Genomic DNA, 17,029 nt, shown 5'->3' with positions numbered 1-17,029 from the left:
AAATTTGCAACCATTGATAGTTAACGAACCCGACGCAGGTAACCGTCCGGCGCCACGGTGATCAGCAGCTTGTTCTGCATCTGGTAGTCGATCTCGAAATCGCGGTTCTCCTCCAGATAGGCCCAGACCGCGGTTTTCGGGTTGTCACCCGGGCCCCACGGACGATCCGGGAAGAAGCTTTCCGGCATGTCCTCGACCACGGTGTCCATGACCACGCAGTAGCTGTCCACCGACACCAGCGGCGCATACAGACGCAGCTCTTCGAGCACGTGCTCGTGGGTATGGTTGGAGTCCAGGACCAGAATCACCTTCTTGCCGGCGGCTGCAGCCCGTACCTGCTCGGCGATGGCCGGGTCGATGCTCGAACCTTCGATCATGCGGATACGCTTGCTCATCGGATGCTGCTCGATGGCTTCGCGGTTGTGCGGGCGGATATCCAGGTCGATGCCCAGCACTTCGCCATGGCCCTGCAACTCCAGCAGCGAGGCGTAGTAGATGATCGAGCCGCCGTGGGCGATACCGCATTCGATCACCAGGTCCGGCTTGACCTGCCAGATGATTTCCTGCATCGCCATCATGTCCTGGGGCAGCTGGATGATCGGCCGGCCCATCCAGGAAAAGTGATAGCTGTACTTGTGGGTCGCCGACTCGTTGAAAAAGTCACGGGCCAGGCCCTTGAGTTTCTCATCCTGGCCCTGGGCACTGATCTGCGCCTGGCATTCTTGTTCAAAGGCTTGAATGACGTTGTGCTCGGTCATGTTCGGTTCTCAATGGCAAATTAGCTGAACGAAGCGCTATCGACGGCGTGATAGACATAACGGCCGTCGGTCATGCGCTTGATTTCTTCGAGGTAGTTGGAATTCATCACGAACAGGTTGGCGCCTGCCGGCAGTGCCTCCATGGCTTCTTGTGGCGATGACACACGCATGCCACTGAGCGGCAGGTACCGGCCCTGTTTGGCCGGGTTGATATCGACGACCTGATCCACCGCCACACCCGCGCGTTGCAGGAACAGCGAATAGATCACGCCCTTGGACGACGCGCCCCAGATCCCGGCAGCGGTGTGCGGCGCCGAGCCGATGATGCGTTTGGCGCACTCGATGCTGGCGGTGAAATCCGCCGGCATCTGCAAGGGCTGGATCGGCGCCGGCAACGACGACGTCAAGCTGCCCAGGTCCGCCACCACGTACAGGTACTGGCCGCCGAACAGGTGCCCGGCCTCGTGCACGGTGCCGAACATGCGCTGCAGGTCCTCGAGGCGGAAGTAGTTGACGTGCTCATAGAACACGTCGAACCAGGCGCGATGCTCGAGAATCCAGTCGAAACACGGCACTTCGATATAGATCTGCCCGCCCTGGTTGGCATCGGCAATCTCTGCCAGAAAGGCCAGCGGATCAGCAATATGCTCCAGCACATGACGCAGCACGATGGCCTCGGCAGCCAGCCCCAGGCCTCGGGTGAAAGGCGCCTTGATAACCTCGGGGTTGGTCCCCTCGTAGGCCGGGTCGATGCCGGTGATGGCATAGCCCTCACTGCGCAGCAGTTCGAGGAAATAGCCCTTGCCGCAACCGACCTCGATCAGCTCGCGCCCCTTGAAGTGCCGGGCGATGATGCCCTCCACATCCATCAGGTGCCGCTGGAACTGCGCCGAATGGGCCTGTTCGTTCTGGTAGTCGCTGTCGTAGCTGAGCTTGTCGGCATCGAAGGCCTGATTGAAGATCAGCCCGCTCTTGAGATCCTGCACCAGCACGATGTCCGCAGACGCCGAGGCGCGGGCACTCTGGGCATCGGCGAAGGTGCGGTTCTGCAGCACCGGCAAGTCGGCGACCCGATACAACTCATGCGCCATGTTCGGCTCCTGTTATTTGCAGCAAGCGCTGGTTCAAGCCCCAGAACGCCATGGGTTCGTAGTCCGGGTATGGGTAATGCCCCAGGTTCAGGCGAATCGCCGAACCGCGCTGGGCGATGCGCTGCTCCACCAGGGAACGCACGGCTATCGGCCTGCCACTAGAGCAATTGACCACCCCGGAAAATTCTCGCTGCTCGAGCAGCGCCGCCAGGTAGCCGGTAGCCGCCTCGATGTCCAGGTAGTCCCGCAGTTGTTCGCCGCCGGACATATTGAAAACCTCGTCACCGGCATCGATCGCTCGGTCCAGTGCCGCCAGCAGGCTCTTGGGATTCTGTCCGGGGCCATGCAGGTAGAACAGCCGCGCCCACTGCAAGCTGAAGGGCAACTGCTGCTGCAGGGCCTGGAGGAACAGGTGCAGGCTGTGCTTGGCCAAGCCGTAGGGATTGCCTGGACGAGCCTCGGTCTGTTCTGTCAAAGGTCCGCTCTGCATGCCGTACTCGAAGCAGGTGCCGGTGACCAGCACCTGGCTCACCCCCGCCTCGACCACCGCCTTGATAAAGCGATAGTCGGCCATCAGGTTGTGCTCCAGGTGAAACAGCGCCTGGTAGTTCGGCAATCCGGGCCAGGCCAGATGGGCCAAGGCATCGACCCCGTCCACCAGGGCCGCGACATCCAGCTGCGGGTCATGCACATCCAGCGCGCGAAACTCTACCGCGTCGAACCAGGGCATCTGCCGCGCCTTGTCCAGATCCCGGGCCAGCGCACGGACCCGGCAACCCCGGGCCAACAAGGCCGCGACCAGATGCCGGCCGACAAAGCCGGTGGCGCCGGTGACCAGCACCGTCATGCCCTTCACAGCAGCTTCAACTCAGGCACGGCAATCACGAAACGCCCGCCCCATTGCCGCACCTGGGCCAGTTGCTCGCTGACTTCGCCCAACAGGTTCCAGGGCAACACCAGCACATAGTCCGGCTGCTCCTGGTCGATGCGCTCGGGGGCCACCACCGGGATGCGACTGCCCGGCAGGAACTTGCCCTGCTTGTGCGGGCTGGCGTCGGCGACCCAGGCCAGCAAGTCGGCCTTGACCCCAGCGTAGTTGAGCAAGGTATTGCCCTTGGCTGCCGCGCCGTAGCCCACCACGCGCTTGCCTTCGGCCTTGGCCTGGAGCAGGAAGCGCAGCAGCTCGTGCTTGATCCGCTCAGCGGCTGGCGCCAGGGTCTGGTAGTACTCGGGCGTGTTCACCCCGGCACGCTGTTCCAACAGCAACTGCTGCGCCACGCTGTCTTGCACCGGCCGGCGCGAGCCGTCGATGCGCTGCACGAAGACCCGTAGCGAACCGCCATGGGTGGCCAGGGTCTGGACGTCGAAAACTTCCAGGCCGTTGCGCTGGCACAGGCTAAGGACGGCGGTCAGCGACAGGTAGGAATAATGTTCGTGGTACAGGGTGTCGAACTGCTGCCCGGCCATCAGGGTCAGCAGCTGGGGAAACTCGAAAGTCGCCACGCCCGTCGGCTTGAGCAACGTAGCGAAACCACAGAGGAAATCGTTGATGTCCGGCACATGGGCCAGCACATTGTTGGCCGCCATCAGGTCGGCGGCCCAGCCCTCCTCCAGCAACTGCGCGGCAGTGCCACGGCCGAAGAACAACTCACGGATCTGCAGGCCCTTGGCCCGCGCCGCCTGGGCGGTGCTGCGGGTCGGCTCGACCCCCAGGCAGGGAATGTCACGCTGGGCCACGTACTGCAGCAGGTAGCCGTCGTTGGCCGCCACTTCCACCACCCGGCTCCGGGCGTCCAGGCCGAAACGCTCGACCATCTGCGCCACGTAGTCCCGGGCATGCTGCAACCAGGTGCTGGAGAACGAACTGAAGTAGGCATAGTCGGCGTCGAACAGGTGGTCGGCGCGGGTGTAGTCCTCGGTCTGCACCAGCCAGCATTGCTGGCACACCTGGACCTTGAGCGGCACCCACTGCTCGGCCTGATCCAATTGCTCGGCCCGCAGGTAGGCGTTGGATGGCGGCGAGGTGCCCAGGTCGATCAGAGGCAGGCTCAGGCATGCGCCACAACCGCGGCAATTCATAGTCTCACTCCAGCGAAGGCAGCATCGAGCAAGGGGTGGCTGGCATCCCGGGTCGACAGATTATTGACAGGCAACGGCCAGTTGATCGCCAGTCGCGGGTCCAGCACCGACAACCCGGCCTCGTGCTCGGGGGCGTAGTCGGCGCTGTGCAGGTAGAGCAACTCGGCATCGTCGCTCAGGGCCTGGAAGCCATGGGCGAAACCCGCCGGCAGCAACAGGCTGCGTCCATCGCCGCCACGCAGGTGCTCGGCATGCCAATGCAAAAAGGTCGGCGACTCGGGGCGCAGGTCCACCGCCACGTCCCAGACTTCGCCGCGCAAGCAACTGATGAGTTTGGCTTCGGGCCGGGCGGCGGTCTGATAGTGCAAGCCACGCACGCTGCCCCGTTCGCGGGTGCAGGAGTGGTTGATCTGGCGAATATGGAAGGGCTGGCCAAAGGCGCTAAGGCTGCCTTCGCAGAACAGCCGGGAGAAATGCCCGCGCTGATCTTCGAAGCGTTTGTGGCGCACCTCGAACAACCCGGCCATTGGTAGAGCCAGGACCTGGAACTCGCTCACAGCGCCCCCCGGTACAGGTTCAACTGCCCAAGGGTCACGGCACGCATGTCCGCGCCGCTCTTCCAGGCCAGGTGCCAGTCCAGGGTCTGCGCCAGGCACTGTTGCAGCGTCCAGCGAGGTTTCCAGCCCAACAGCTGGCGCGCACGACTGCTGTCCAGACGCAGCAGGCCGGCTTCGTGCAGCTCACTGGGTTCGATTCGCAGGCCCGGGGCCTCGGGCCATTGCCGGGCCAGCAACTCCACCACTTCACCGACGCTGCACATGTCCTGTTCACCGGGCCCGAAGTTCCAGGCACCAGCGTATTGCGGGCCGTTCACGTACAGGCCGGCTGCCAGTTGCAGGTAACCGGCCAGGGGCTCCAGGGCGTGCTGCCAGGGGCGTACCGCCTGGGGATAACGCAAGGTCACCGGCTCGTCGGCCGACCAGGCCTTGAGCACGTCGGGAATCAACCGCTCGGGGGCGAAATCGCCACCGCCCAGCACGTTGCCGGCCCGGGCCGTGGCCAGGGCCAGGCCGTGCTCGGCATAACGCTCGGCAGCAAAGAAGGATGAGGCATAGGACTGGGCCAGCAACTCGCAACAAGCCTTGCTGCTGCTGTAGGGGTCATGGCCGCCCAGGGCTTCGTTTTCCCGATAGGGCCACAGCCATTCCTGATTGGCGTAGACCTTGTCAGTGGTCACCAGGACGCAGGCACGGACCCCACCGACCTGACGGATCGCTTCCAACAGGTTGAGGGTGCCCATGACGTTGCTTGAGTAGGTCCCCAGCGGATCACGGTAAGCCTCGCGCACCAGGGGCTGGGCCGCCAGGTGCAGGACGATTTCCGGCTGCACCTGGGCGATCAGCTCCAGCAGGCTGCCCAGGTCTCGCAGGTCGCCACGATGATCGTCGACACCTTCGGCCACCCGGGCCAGTTCGAACAGACTCGGCTCGGTCCCCGGGTCCAGGGCGAATCCGCTGACCTGGGCCCCCAGGCTTTGCAGCCACAGGCTCAGCCAACTGCCCTTGAAACCGGTATGGCCGGTCAGCAGGACCCGCTTGCCACGCCAGAACTCCTGGCTCAGTCCCATTGCTTCCACGGGGCCTCCCCGCTTTGCCAGAGCTGCTCCAGATGATTCTTGTCCCGCAGGGTATCCATGGACTGCCAGAATCCCGAATGCTCGTAGGCGCTCAGTTGCTGATCCTTGGCCAACTGGATCAGCGGCTCGGCCTCCCAGGTGGTGCTATCGCCATCGATGTAGGACAGCACCTTGGGCGACAACACGAAGAACCCGCCGTTGATCCAGCCACCATCACCACGGGGTTTCTCGGTGAAGCCCAGGACCTGGTCGCCATCGCGATCCAGGGCGCCATAGCGGCCCGGAGGCTGCACGGCCGTGACCGTGGCCAGCTTGCCGTGGGACCTGTGGAAGTCCACCAATGCACTGATATCCAGATCGGAGACGCCATCGCCATAGGTGAAGCAAAAAGCCTCGTCTTCCTGCAAGTAGCGCCCGGCCCGGCGCAAGCGTCCGCCGGTCATGGTTTCCTCGCCGGTGTCGATGAGTGTCACGCTCCACGGCTCGCTGTAATTCTGATGCACGTCCATGCGGTTGTTGCGCATGTCGAAGGTCACATCCGAAGTGTGCAGGAAGTAGTTGGCGAAGAAGTCCTTGATCGCGTAGCCCTTGTAGCCCAGGCAAATCACGAAGTCATGAATCCCGTGGGCGGAATACTGCTTCATGATGTGCCAAAGAATTGGCTTGCCACCGATCTCGATCATGGGCTTGGGCTTGAGGTGGGACTCTTCGCTGATTCGCGTACCCAGTCCACCTGCCAGAATTACTGCCTTCATCGCTGTCCTCTTGCTCTTCGTGGGCCGTGCCAGCCCTTTCAGGACTGGCACGGCGCCAGATGCAGATCATTCATCGCAACCAAAGGGTCCCTTGCACCGCGCGCAGTGAAGGATTTATGGCGATTTGCCGAGGACTTGCAGGAAGTGCGCCAATTGCGTGCGCGGCGCCCGCAGGCGCCGCAGAAGACAGCGAGAGCAACCACCCGAACGGAGGATCGCCCCACATCCCGGCCAACGACAATGGCAATCGCCGGCCCGGGGGAGGACGATCAGTCCGCCAACCATCCCCACAGCCAGTGCCGCAGGTTGTCGTCGCGCAGCATGAAGTCGCGATGCACCGCTTCTCGCAGCTCATCCCCCATGCGGTAGCTGGCTGCCGGGTCGGACAGGTGCATGCGGATCGCCTGCAACCATTCCTCGGTGCTGTTGCTGCGGACCTTGGTGCAAGGCAGGAAACCGCGATAGGCCTCGGTGTCGGTGCAGATCACCGGGTAACCGCAGGCACCGTATTCAAGGAGCCGCAGGTTGCTCTTGCAGTCGTTGAAGATATGAAATTCCAGAGGCGCCAGCGCCAGGTCCAGGTTCAGGCTGGCCAGCTTGAACGGGTAGCTTTGCAGGCTGGTGGCCGAGTGAAACTCATGCACGTAGGGACGCAGAGCATCGGGGCACATGCCGAAGAACACCCACTCGACCTCATTGGCCAACTCGCGCACCACCTCGGCGATGATCTCCAGGTCGCCGGTATGGCTGGTACCGCCACCCCAGCCCACCCGCGGCTTGCTGGATGTGCCACGACGACTGGTCAAACGAGCCCAAGGCTCAAGCGTCAGCATATTGGGCACCACACGAATATCGCTGTGCATGCTCGATAGGGCATCAGCCAGTGGCTGGGTGGTCACCACCACACGATCGCACAGGGCAATCCCCTCGCGCAGCATCTGCTCGGTGTTCACCGGCTTGTTGCGGGCGTGGGTGTTTTTCTTCGGGGCGCTGACGACGTAGTCATCAAGCTCAAAAACCCGCAAAGCGTTGGAGTATTTTTTCATCCGTAAAATATCACTGGCCGCACCATCACTGTAACGACACTGAAGGATGATGGTATCGGGCGACAGGCGCTCGATTTCCGCCGCGGACGGCGACTCGTACGCCACCCTGGCAATCACTCGCCCCGCCTCTTCAAGTGCAGCCAGGGGAGCCGTCACCCGGTAATGCCCGACCGCAGAACTGTTGACCGGCAAGCCCAGAATCAGAGGCAAGGCGCGACTGCAGAACGGATTCCAGTTATTGCGCAAGGAAGGCTCCAGGCTGAAGCTGGAGTAACCGAGACTCAGGGCCGGGTTATAGGCAGGATCACGAGCAACCTTGCTCATCCAACGCTGATAGAAGCGCTCATGCTCGGCCTCGCGGGCCTCCTGTTGCTGACTATCGTCACTGACTGACAGCGCCTGCTGCATCAAGGTCGCATGCGGCGTCCAGACCACCAGGTAACCGTTGCGGTCGGCTCGCAGGCACAGGTCGGTTTCCCCCAACTCGTCGGCGAAGGCGTGCTCATCCAGGCCACCCATGCTATCGAAGACTTCCTTGCGCACCATCAGGCAATCGCCGCTAACCGCGCTCCAGTTCTGCACCACCTGCAACCGCTGCATATAGCCCCGAGCGTCCATGGCCTCGCCAATAAAGGGCGAGGTCGCCGGACCAGCCATGCCCAGCACCTGACCGGCCTGCAGAATGCAGCCATGGGTATCCAGGATTCGCGCGCCGACCACACCCACCTCGGGACGCTGGGCATGATTGAGCAACTCATCCAGCCAGTCGCCGCTGCAGATCAGCGCCCCCGGATTGAGCAGCAACAGGTAGTCGCCACGCGCCCGGCTCGCCGCACTGTTGATCAGCGCAGCCTGGCTGTGCGGACCGACATAAGGCAGAACCCGCAGCATCGCACCACCCAGCTGGGCCATGGCTGTCAGCCATTCGGCCATGGCCGGGTCGCGACTGCCGGCATCCACCAGCACAATTTCGTAGTGGTTGTAGGCCGTCTGCTCGATCAGGCTTTCCACACAGCGCTGCAAGGTCGCCAGGGAGTCACCGCACGGCAGGATGATCGACACCAGTGGCCGGCTGCCATGCAGGTAATCGATGCGATTGAGCAGGGGCAGGTCATCGTGAACAATCCGGTGTTCCACACCGATCCGCTGCAGATGCGCGGCCACCAGCCCTTCACTGGCCTCGATCATCTGGGGGCGGGACAACCACTGGGCGAAGCTGAACTCGGACTCCAGCTGGATATCGGCAATGTGCTCGATGGTCCGGGGCCCCGCCGCCTCCACCATCCGCCATAGAAGATCATGGGGCGCCAGTTCGCCATGGCGCGGATCGAACCCGCCTTCGGCCATGAAGCGCTCGCGGGAAAAAGCCAGGGCACGACCGACATAGGGATAGGAGCGCATCAGGTCGAGGTTGAAGTCAGGCTTGAACACCGGCTCCGACGACTCACCCTCTACCAGCGCGCCTTCATCACTGTAGGCACAGAGCATGGCCGGGGTATTGGCGATGCGCTCGGCAAGGATCAACAGTGCCGACTCCTGCAGGCGATCACCGGCCTGCAGCAGATAGAACCAGTCGCAACCTTCCAGCTGCGGCACCAGCTCATTGAGCTGCTGCACCCAGTCGCCTCGCAGAGGCTGGTGCAGAACCCGGTCACGCACCTGCTCCTCGCCCACCGACAACACCAGCACCGCGGCAGGCGCGAACAGCTGGCCATCAATGCTGTCCAGAGTCCGGGCAAGCGCTTCGCCATCGCCCTCGAAGTCAAGGACCACCGGCACCAGCTGCACCCGCCGCGGCCAGCTGTCGATGCGCTGAGGCATCAGCCGCTGCTCCACCGCCGAGAACTTGCGTACCGACAGCCACTCTCGATAGAAATCCTCGTAACTGATGCTCTCGCCACCCACCCGGCCATCGACCACGGTACTGCGGTTGCCCAGCACCCGGGTCACGCACAGCTCCTGCCAGTTGCGCGGCTGCTCGGCCTCCTGAGCCATATCGACATACCGCACCCAGCCTGCCGCCGGCGCCAACTCGCCACTGCGGGCGGCCAGCATCTGCACCAGCCACTCCCACTCACTGCGTGCCTGCTTGAGCATTTCCGGGGTAGCGCTCAGGCGCCCCGGGTACAGGCGTTCGCAACTGAGCACCGTCACCAGCGCCGCGAGATTGCCACGGCGCATCAGGCAGATGAACAGGGCGAAATCCAGCAGCGCGACAAAACCCGCGCCCTCCTGGATCAATGCCGGCAGCAGCTCCAGCACATCGGCACGACGCATCAGCGCCGAGCTGAAGTTGCCGAGAAAATTGCGCGGCGTGCTCTCGAAGATCGCCAGCATATCCTCGCCCTTGAGCACGGCATCGTTGTAGGTAAAGCGGCAGTTGTCGACCCGCGGCGGCAGGATGAAATTCCCAGCGTCACCGAATAACCGTAGCGCACACACCAGATTGATATCCGGATTGTCGATCAGCACCGGCGCCTGCAGGGCGATGCTGGGTGCAAACAGCCGATCGTCGTCACACAACACCTTGATCAGCTCGCCACGCGCCTCTTCAACACAGCGCAGAACGTTCTTCTGCAACCCAAGGCGTTGCGGGTTGCGCAGGTAACGCACAGGGTGCGCAGGCTCGGCCACGGCTTCAACGATACGCTGGATCTGATCGTCGGCGCTGTCGTCGCAAATGACGATTTCCAGAGGCTGGTAGGTTTGGGCCAAGGCACTGTCGAGGGCCTGGCTGAAGAAGCGCGGGTTGAAGGCGGGGATAACGATACTGACTAGAGGGGCTTGGTTCACGGTTGCAAACTCTCGAGCGGCGAGCCCTGGCCAGAAAGACCAGGGCTGCAGAACCGCTTAAAAAAGACGGCTGACGGCTCGACGCTCATGGCGTTCGAGCCGCAGCTCGAACGCCATGTTCTCAGACCTTGTTGAACAGGCCGAGCTGAGTGATCTTGCTGAAGGCCAACTGCGAGGCCTGCAACATGGTCTGCTGCAGGGTCAGGCGGGTCATGACTTCGGCCGGATCGGAATCACTGATGGCAGAACGGGTGGTGACGTTGGCTGCCGCCAGACTTTCGTTGATTTCGTTCTGGGTGGCCAAAGCCGAACCACGACCACCGATGGAGCTGATGCCGATGGACAGCTGATCGACACCACTGGCCAGGTTGGCCATGCCCGACGCGAGGTCGGCCAACTGCTTCTGGGTTGCCAGGACGTCACCGTCAGTGGGTGTGTTCAACGCGTTTTTCAACTGACTCACGGTGTCCAGGATGTTCTGGGTTTCGTGGGTGTTAACCGCCACGCTGAACTGATCGTTGGCGGCCGGCGAAGGAGCGCCCGTCAGGGTGAAGCTCACGCCTGCCGCAGTGGCGATATTGCCCGGCCCTACCACACCCGAAGACACCGGTTTGCTGTCTGCCGTCAGCGGCGCGGCATACAGATCGAAGTTGGTGGCGCTGGTGAACTTGAGCACGGCAGAGCCACTCGGGAACGTCGAGTTGTAGACCACCGGATCAGTCACGCTGGCGGCCGAGACCTGAGTCATGCTCGGGTTGCCCGGAGAACGCGCAACGTTGAAGGTGTCCGGCTTCGACGCCAATGTAAAACTGTGCCCTGGCAGCACCGTGCCTGCGACATCGCCGGACTTGAGATTGATGTTCAGGTTCAGATCGACACCACGGAAACTCACCGTCTGATTCGGCGAAGTACCGATCACGCCGCCCTTGCTGGCCTCGGCCGTCACATCGTTGCCGCTGCCATCGAGGATCTGCAACTGGGTACCGCTGACGAACGACACGGTATAAGGCTCGCCACCGCGGAACTGGCTGTTGTAGGTGCCGCTGTTGGTCATCTGGCCATTGGACAGGGAAACCCGCCCATCATCCACCACCGGCGAGGTCATGGTGACCTGGCTACGACTGGTGTTGAGCGCCTGCTGGAACACATCCCAACCGGTGCTGTTGGCAGCCATCATCATGGTGTCACCCACCGGCAGCTTCAGGCTGCTCTGGTCACCGTTGTAGCTGTAGGTGCCATCGGAGTTGCGGCTGAACGGCGGAACGTCGTCCTTGGAGCCGCCAAAGAGGTACTTGCCGTTTTCGTCCTGAGAGTTCATCAGGCTCAGCAGCTGCTCTTCGATCTGCCCCAGCTCGGCAGCATTGGCCTGCCGGTCGGCATTGGTGTAACCGGCGCTGCCGGCGCCGACGGCCAGTTGCTTGGCCCGGTCCAGAACGTTGTTGATGCTGGTCATCACCGACTCGGCCTGGCCCAGGGAAGCCTTGATCGAGTTGCTGTTGGCCTTGTACTGATCAAGCAGGGAAGCCTGCTGACCCAGCTGCAGCAAACGGGCAGCGCCCACCGGATCGTCGGCGGCGGTCTTGACCCGGACCAGACTGCTGGACTCTTCGCCGCTCTTGATCGCGTTGGAGAAGTTCTTCTGATAGTTGGCAGCCGAAGTCTCGTAAAACTGGGCGGTGGAAATGCGCATGGGCTACGACTCCTTAAAGGCTGTTGATCAGCGTGCTGAAGGTTTCCTGCGCAGCCTTGATGATCTGCGAAGACGCGGTGTAGTACTGCTGAAACTTGACCAGGTTGCCGGTCTCATCGTCCAGGTTGACCCCGGACAGCGAGTCACGGGCACCCTTGGCGTTGGCCAGGATGGAACCGTTGGCAGCACTGTCGAGCTTGGCCTGGCTGGCCTTGGCGCCGACGTTCTCGATCAGCTTGCCGTAGGCATCCACCAGGGTGATGCCCTTGCTCGCCGAACCGGTGTCCACGGTCTGCTTGGTCTGCAGCCCCGACAGCGCCAGGCCGTTGCGGTTATCCGAAGAACCGGCGCCATTCACCGAAATGTTCATGTTGTCGCCAGCATTGGGCGAACCGGCAACGGTCATTTGCACCGTGAAGGTCTTGGTCACAGGTGGCATGCCGCCATCGGTGATCGGGTTGCCGCTGGCATCGAGCATCTTGATCTGCAGGTTCAGGACATTGCTCTGCCCCGGCACGATAGAGCCGCTGCCCATCTTGACGCCCTTGGCGTCAAAGTAATCGTAGGTCTGGCTGCCGCCGGACGCCGCATTGAACACCACCTTGACCGGGCCGGAGTTCTTCAGGGCGGTCTGCATTTCCAGCTTGCTGGCTGCATCGTAGTTGTTGATCGGCACCGCCAGGGACGGCTGCGCAGAGATGCTCAGGGAGCTCTTGACCCCGGCACCGATCTCGGCCTTCAGCGGCGCAGCCAGAGCCAGGCGCTTGGCGTCGGTCATTTCCGTCTGGATGGTGGCTGCGGCATTGCGGGTCGGGGTGATCTTGAAGCTGTCACCGGCGGCCACCGTACCATTGAGATTCAGCGAAAAGCCGTCGATCACGGGTGCCGGGCTGGCCGTGGTGCTGAACGTGCCCATGTCCTTGCCGTCGGAACGCTTGACGCTGTAATTCGTGGCACTGCTGAAGGTCACGGTGTAGTCGCCGGTGCTCAGCTTACCGGTGTCCTTGATGGTCACATCGAAGTTGCCCGAGCCCGCGCTGTTGGCGGCGCTGGCCATACTGCGCTGACTGATCATCCGCAGGCTGTTGATGTCGTTGAACAGGTTGCCGCCGAACTCACCGTTCTTGTCGATACCCTGGGCCATCTGGCTGTTCATCTGGTCGGCAACCACCAGGGCCACGCGCCCCAGTTCATTCATTGCCGGGTCCAGCACTTCACTGCGGTAGCGCAACAGGCCACCAATCTCGCCACCGGTGGTGACGTTAGTGATGTCCACGGTGCTGGTGCCGCGATTGAGCTGCAGCATGGAGCGCGTCGGGTCGTTCTTGCCCTGCACCACTTCCAGGGTGTTGGCGGAGTTGCCCATCACCAGCGGCTGGCCACTGCCCAGGTACAAGTCGAGGCTGGAACCACGCTCCGACACCTGGACGCCGATAAAGGTCGAAAGCTGGCGCACGGTTTCGTTACGGGCATCCAACAGGTCGTTGGGCATGCCGTTGCCATTGGTCGACAGCTCGGAAATCTTCTGGTTGAGCTGGGCGACGGTATTGGCCAGCTTGTTGACCTGGTCGGCCATGCTCGCCATGTTGCCGTTGATGTTGCTGTTCTGTTCGTTGAGCTGGCTGGACACCGAGTTGAAACGGTTGCTCAAGGCCTGGGTGTCGCTGAGCAGCAACTGCCGGGAGGCCTCATCGGTAGGCTTGGCGTTGAGGTTCTGCAGCGAGGCGAAGAACTTGGTCAGAGCGCCATTCATGCCGGTGCCGTTGTCCGACAGCAACTGGTCGACCGGGCTGATCTGGCCCTGGTAGGCCGCGACGTCACTGTTCAAGGACGTGGCGGTGCGCAACTGGGCATCGAGGAAGCTGTTGTACACCCGGCGTACGTCCGCCAGGGTGGTACCGGTGCCGATGAAGACATTGCCGAATTGAGCGGAGGCCTTGGTGCCCTGCACGGTCTGCTGGCGCGAGTACCCGGCGGTGTCGGCGTTGGCAATGTTGTTACCTGTAGTCACCAACGACGTTTGGCTGGCGGCCAGCCCCGACATCCCAATATTGAGCAAACTCATGATTCAGACCTTATAAATTCGTGGAAACGCCCGCCGCAGCGTAGCTCTCGTAGTTCTTCATCTGCTTGGCTATCTGCGAAATCTTGCTAGCGTAATCCGGGTCCGTTGCATACCCGGCTTTTTGCAACTCGCGAACAAACTGTTCTGGTTTATCGGCAACCTTCAGCACTTCTTGATAGCGATTATTGCTCTGCAACAAGGTCACCAGATCGTGGAAGCTGTCCTGGTAGGAATCATAGGAACGGAACGCCGCCGTCTCCTTGACCATCTGCCCATCGCGGAACTCGCTGGTGATCGCTCGGGCCTGAGCGCCCTGCCAACTTTTGTTGGCCTTGATGCCGAACAGGTTGTGACTGCTGCTGCCATCCTGCTGACGCATGACCGATTTACCCCAGCCGGTTTCCAGCGCGGCCTGGGCTACCAGATAACGCGGATCGATACCGATGCGCTGGGCCGCCTGCTGCGCCATCGGCAACATGGTGGCGACAAAATCATCTGCGGAACTGAAGGCGCGCTTGGCCGGCGCCAGCGGCGGCTGAGCCATGGCCCGGCCATACACGCGCATCTTGCCCTGGGACTCGGCGTAGCCCTGGTTGACCCGCCACTCGCCACGCAGCACCGCATCGGCGGCTGCGCTATTGCGGGTAGGCGCAACGTTCTGGGTAGAGGCGTCAGCAGTCGCACCGGCCGAAGGCACGATACCGGTCAACAGGCGATCGGTAAGCTTGCTCGGCAACGACAGGCGCCGTTGATTGAGCAACGCCATATCGTTATGCGACACCGTGCTGCGCAACGGGTCCTGGGCACGCGAGGCCCACATTGGACGCTGACCATTGACCCGGCTCAACGGACCATCCTGGGCGGTGGTACCGGCGGCAATCGGGGTCGGACTCGCCACCGGCGCCGCGGCTGTCAAGGCCGTATGGGTCGCGCCCGGGTTGGCCGGCTTGTTCTTCATCATCTGGCGCATCAGCACATTGGCCAGGCCGATACCGCCACCCTCACGAGACAGGGACACCGCCAGCTGCTGGTCGTACATGTCCTGGTACTGCTTGGCGGCCGGGGTATTGAGCGGGTTGTCCTGGGCAATGACATCGGTGGCCTTGCGCATGGACTTGAGCATTTCATTGAGGAACAGCGACTCGAACTCCTGCGCCACCTTGCGCACGTTGGCTTCGCCGTTCTTGTCGCCGACCTTGAGTTGCTGCAGGCGATTGAGGTCGGAGTAAGACCCGGAATCGCCGCTGCCAATCAGTCCGCTCTTACGAATATCCATGGCGCTCACCTCAAATCACGATCAGGTCGGCCTGCAAGGCGCCGGCCTGTTTCAAGGCTTCGAGGATCGCCATCAAGTCACCTGGCGCAGCCCCGACCTGGTTCACCGCACGGACGATCTCATCCAGGGTGGTGCCCGGGCCGAACTTGAACATCGGCTTGGCTTCCTGCTGGGCGTTGACCCGCGAACGCGGCACCACAGCGGTCTGGCCATTGGACAGAGGGCCAGGCTGGCTGACGATCGGGTCTTCGGTAATGGTCACGGTCAGGCTGCCGTGGGTCACCGCCGCCGGCGACACCTTGACGTTCTGGCCAATGACGATGGTGCCGGTACGGGAGTTGATGATGACCTTCGCCACCGCCTGCCCCGGATCGACTTCCAGATTCTCCAGGATCGACAAGTAGTCCACGCGCTGGCTTGGGTCCAGAGGCGCGGTGACCCGGATCGAACCGCCATCGATGGCCTGGGCCACGCCCGGGCCGAGCATGTCATTGATCTTGTCGACAATGCGCTTGGCGGTGGTGAAGTCCGAACGATTGAGGTTCAGGGTCAGGCTGTTGCCCTGATTGAAACCGCTGGGCACGGCGCGCTCCACCGAAGCACCACCGGGAATCCGTCCGGCAGATGGCACGTTGACGGTGATCTTCGAACCGTCACGCCCCTCGGCATCGAAACCGCCCACCACCAGGTTGCCCTGGGCAATGGCGTAGACGTTGCCGTCGATCCCCTTGAGCGGGGTCAGCAGCAAGGTGCCGCCACGCAGGCTCTTGGAGTTACCGATGGAGGACACGGTGATATCCACCTGCTGACCCGGCTTGGCGAATGCCGGCAGATCGGCGCTGACCGACACCGCCGCGACGTTCTTCAACTGCACGTTGCCGGAGCCGGCCGGCACCTTGATGCCAAACTGCGACAGCATGTTGTTGAACGTCTGCAGAGTGAACGGGGTCTGGGTCGTCTGGTCGCCGGTGCCGTTAAGCCCGACCACCAGGCCGTAACCGATCAATTGGTTGGAACGCACGCCGGAAATACTGGCAATGTCCTTCAACCGCTCGGCCTGGACGCCAAGGGAAGTGGACAGCAACAACGCCGCCGCCATCAGGTGCTTGAAGTTGAACATGAGGCTTCTCATCACCTAGAAAGGGAACAGCGGACTGAGGAAGAAACGATCGAACCAGCCAGGCTGGTTAGCATCGGCAAACGAGCCGGTACCCGAATAGGTAATGCGGGCATCTGCCACCCGGGTCGAGGAGACGGTGTTGTCGGTAGCGATATCGTCTGCCCGTACCAGACCGGCGATCCGCACCAGTTCGTCGCCGGTGTTGAGCGTCATCCACTTCTCGCCGCGCACCGCGATGATGCCGTTGGGCAATACATCGGCCACGGTGACGGTGATCGAACCGGTCAGGCTGTTGCTCTGCGCGGCCTTACTGTCGCCCTTGGTGGCGCGATTACCGCTGTAGCCGGCATTCAACGTCAGGTCGCCATCGCTCAACGGGTTGTTGACATTGGGCACAGCGCCAAACAACGAGGTCAGGCCGATGCTGTTGGAGCTGGTCTTGTTCAGGGCCGAGTTGGCGCCCTTGCTGGCGCTGGTCCGCTCGTTCAGGGTGATGGTAATGATGTCACCCACCCGGAACGCCTTGCGGTCGCTGTACAGGTTCTGCTCAAAACCGGCCTGGTAGATCGAGCCGTTGTTGGACGCGGAAGGCAGCGGCGTGCGCGGCAACACCGGGGCGTAATAAGGGTCATTGGGCTTGGGCGGCGGAGCAACACAGCCCGCGAGCACGGCACTCCCACTCAGCGCTAGAACACACATAAACCGATTCATGACCCTTCC

At 62.4% G+C, this 17,029-nt stretch carries 13 protein-coding genes; all 13 read right to left on the bottom strand.

The window, feature by feature from the left end; all coding sequences use genetic code 11:
- Positions 1-20: 20 nt before the first annotated feature.
- The 13 genes from WIN67_RS08395 to flgH all read right to left on the bottom strand — a co-directional run bounded on the left by WIN67_RS08395 (position 21) and on the right by flgH (position 17,020).
- Positions 21-758 (bottom strand): cephalosporin hydroxylase family protein, encoded by a 738-nt coding sequence (locus WIN67_RS08395; RefSeq protein ID WP_102878847.1) that lies wholly within the window; start codon positions 756-758, stop codon positions 21-23.
- 20 nt (positions 759-778) lie between these two features.
- Complete coding sequence (locus WIN67_RS08390; RefSeq protein ID WP_339070927.1) at positions 779-1,849, bottom strand: class I SAM-dependent methyltransferase; 1,071 nt, start codon at positions 1,847-1,849, stop codon at positions 779-781.
- Complete coding sequence (locus WIN67_RS08385; protein ID WP_110595248.1) at positions 1,839-2,696, bottom strand: NAD-dependent epimerase/dehydratase family protein; 858 nt, start codon at positions 2,694-2,696, stop codon at positions 1,839-1,841. Before WIN67_RS08385 ends, WIN67_RS08390 begins: the two co-directional genes overlap by 11 nt.
- Before the next feature lie 5 nt (positions 2,697-2,701).
- Complete coding sequence (locus tag WIN67_RS08380) at positions 2,702-3,928, bottom strand: class I SAM-dependent methyltransferase (RefSeq protein WP_102878845.1); 1,227 nt, start codon at positions 3,926-3,928, stop codon at positions 2,702-2,704.
- Positions 3,925-4,485 carry a dTDP-4-dehydrorhamnose 3,5-epimerase family protein gene (locus tag WIN67_RS08375; protein WP_102878844.1) on the bottom strand — a complete coding sequence of 187 codons (561 nt, stop codon included), beginning with the start codon at positions 4,483-4,485 and terminating at the stop codon, positions 3,925-3,927. The genes WIN67_RS08380 and WIN67_RS08375 overlap by 4 nt, the downstream gene beginning before the upstream one ends.
- On the bottom strand, positions 4,482-5,564 hold the full coding sequence (gene rfbG, locus WIN67_RS08370) for a CDP-glucose 4,6-dehydratase (protein WP_102864046.1): 1,083 nt from the start codon (positions 5,562-5,564) through the stop codon (positions 4,482-4,484). Before rfbG ends, WIN67_RS08375 begins: the two co-directional genes overlap by 4 nt.
- Positions 5,546-6,319 (bottom strand): glucose-1-phosphate cytidylyltransferase, encoded by a 774-nt coding sequence (rfbF, locus tag WIN67_RS08365; RefSeq protein ID WP_221808997.1) that lies wholly within the window; start codon positions 6,317-6,319, stop codon positions 5,546-5,548. Before rfbF ends, rfbG begins: the two co-directional genes overlap by 19 nt.
- A 269-nt stretch (positions 6,320-6,588) precedes the next feature.
- Positions 6,589-10,158: a glycosyltransferase gene (locus WIN67_RS08360; RefSeq protein WP_339070926.1), complete on the bottom strand. Its 3,570-nt coding sequence runs from the start codon at positions 10,156-10,158 to the stop codon at positions 6,589-6,591.
- A 121-nt stretch (positions 10,159-10,279) separates the two neighbouring features.
- On the bottom strand, positions 10,280-11,848 hold the full coding sequence (locus tag WIN67_RS08355; protein ID WP_339070925.1) for a flagellar hook-associated protein 3: 1,569 nt from the start codon (positions 11,846-11,848) through the stop codon (positions 10,280-10,282).
- A 13-nt stretch (positions 11,849-11,861) separates the two neighbouring features.
- Entirely contained in the window at positions 11,862-13,913 is a 2,052-nt protein-coding gene (gene flgK / locus WIN67_RS08350; RefSeq protein ID WP_339070923.1) for a flagellar hook-associated protein FlgK, read from the bottom strand.
- Positions 13,914-13,923: 10 nt separating this feature from the next.
- Complete coding sequence (gene flgJ, locus WIN67_RS08345; RefSeq protein WP_339070922.1) at positions 13,924-15,189, bottom strand: flagellar assembly peptidoglycan hydrolase FlgJ; 1,266 nt, start codon at positions 15,187-15,189, stop codon at positions 13,924-13,926.
- A gap of 10 nt (positions 15,190-15,199) precedes the next feature.
- Positions 15,200-16,309 carry a flagellar basal body P-ring protein FlgI gene (locus tag WIN67_RS08340; RefSeq protein WP_016963126.1) on the bottom strand — a complete coding sequence of 370 codons (1,110 nt, stop codon included), beginning with the start codon at positions 16,307-16,309 and terminating at the stop codon, positions 15,200-15,202.
- 15 nt (positions 16,310-16,324) lie between these two features.
- A complete protein-coding gene (gene flgH / locus WIN67_RS08335; protein WP_102864052.1) occupies positions 16,325-17,020 on the bottom strand; it encodes a flagellar basal body L-ring protein FlgH in 696 nt (231 codons plus the stop codon).
- Positions 17,021-17,029: the final 9 nt, after the last annotated feature.

Origin of the sequence: Pseudomonas idahonensis (assembly GCF_037903935.1) — a bacterium.
Taxonomy (GTDB): domain Bacteria; phylum Pseudomonadota; class Gammaproteobacteria; order Pseudomonadales; family Pseudomonadaceae; genus Aquipseudomonas; species Aquipseudomonas danubii.
The sequence above is the reverse complement of the archived record's forward strand: the minus strand, read 5'-3'. Positions and strand labels throughout refer to the sequence as shown.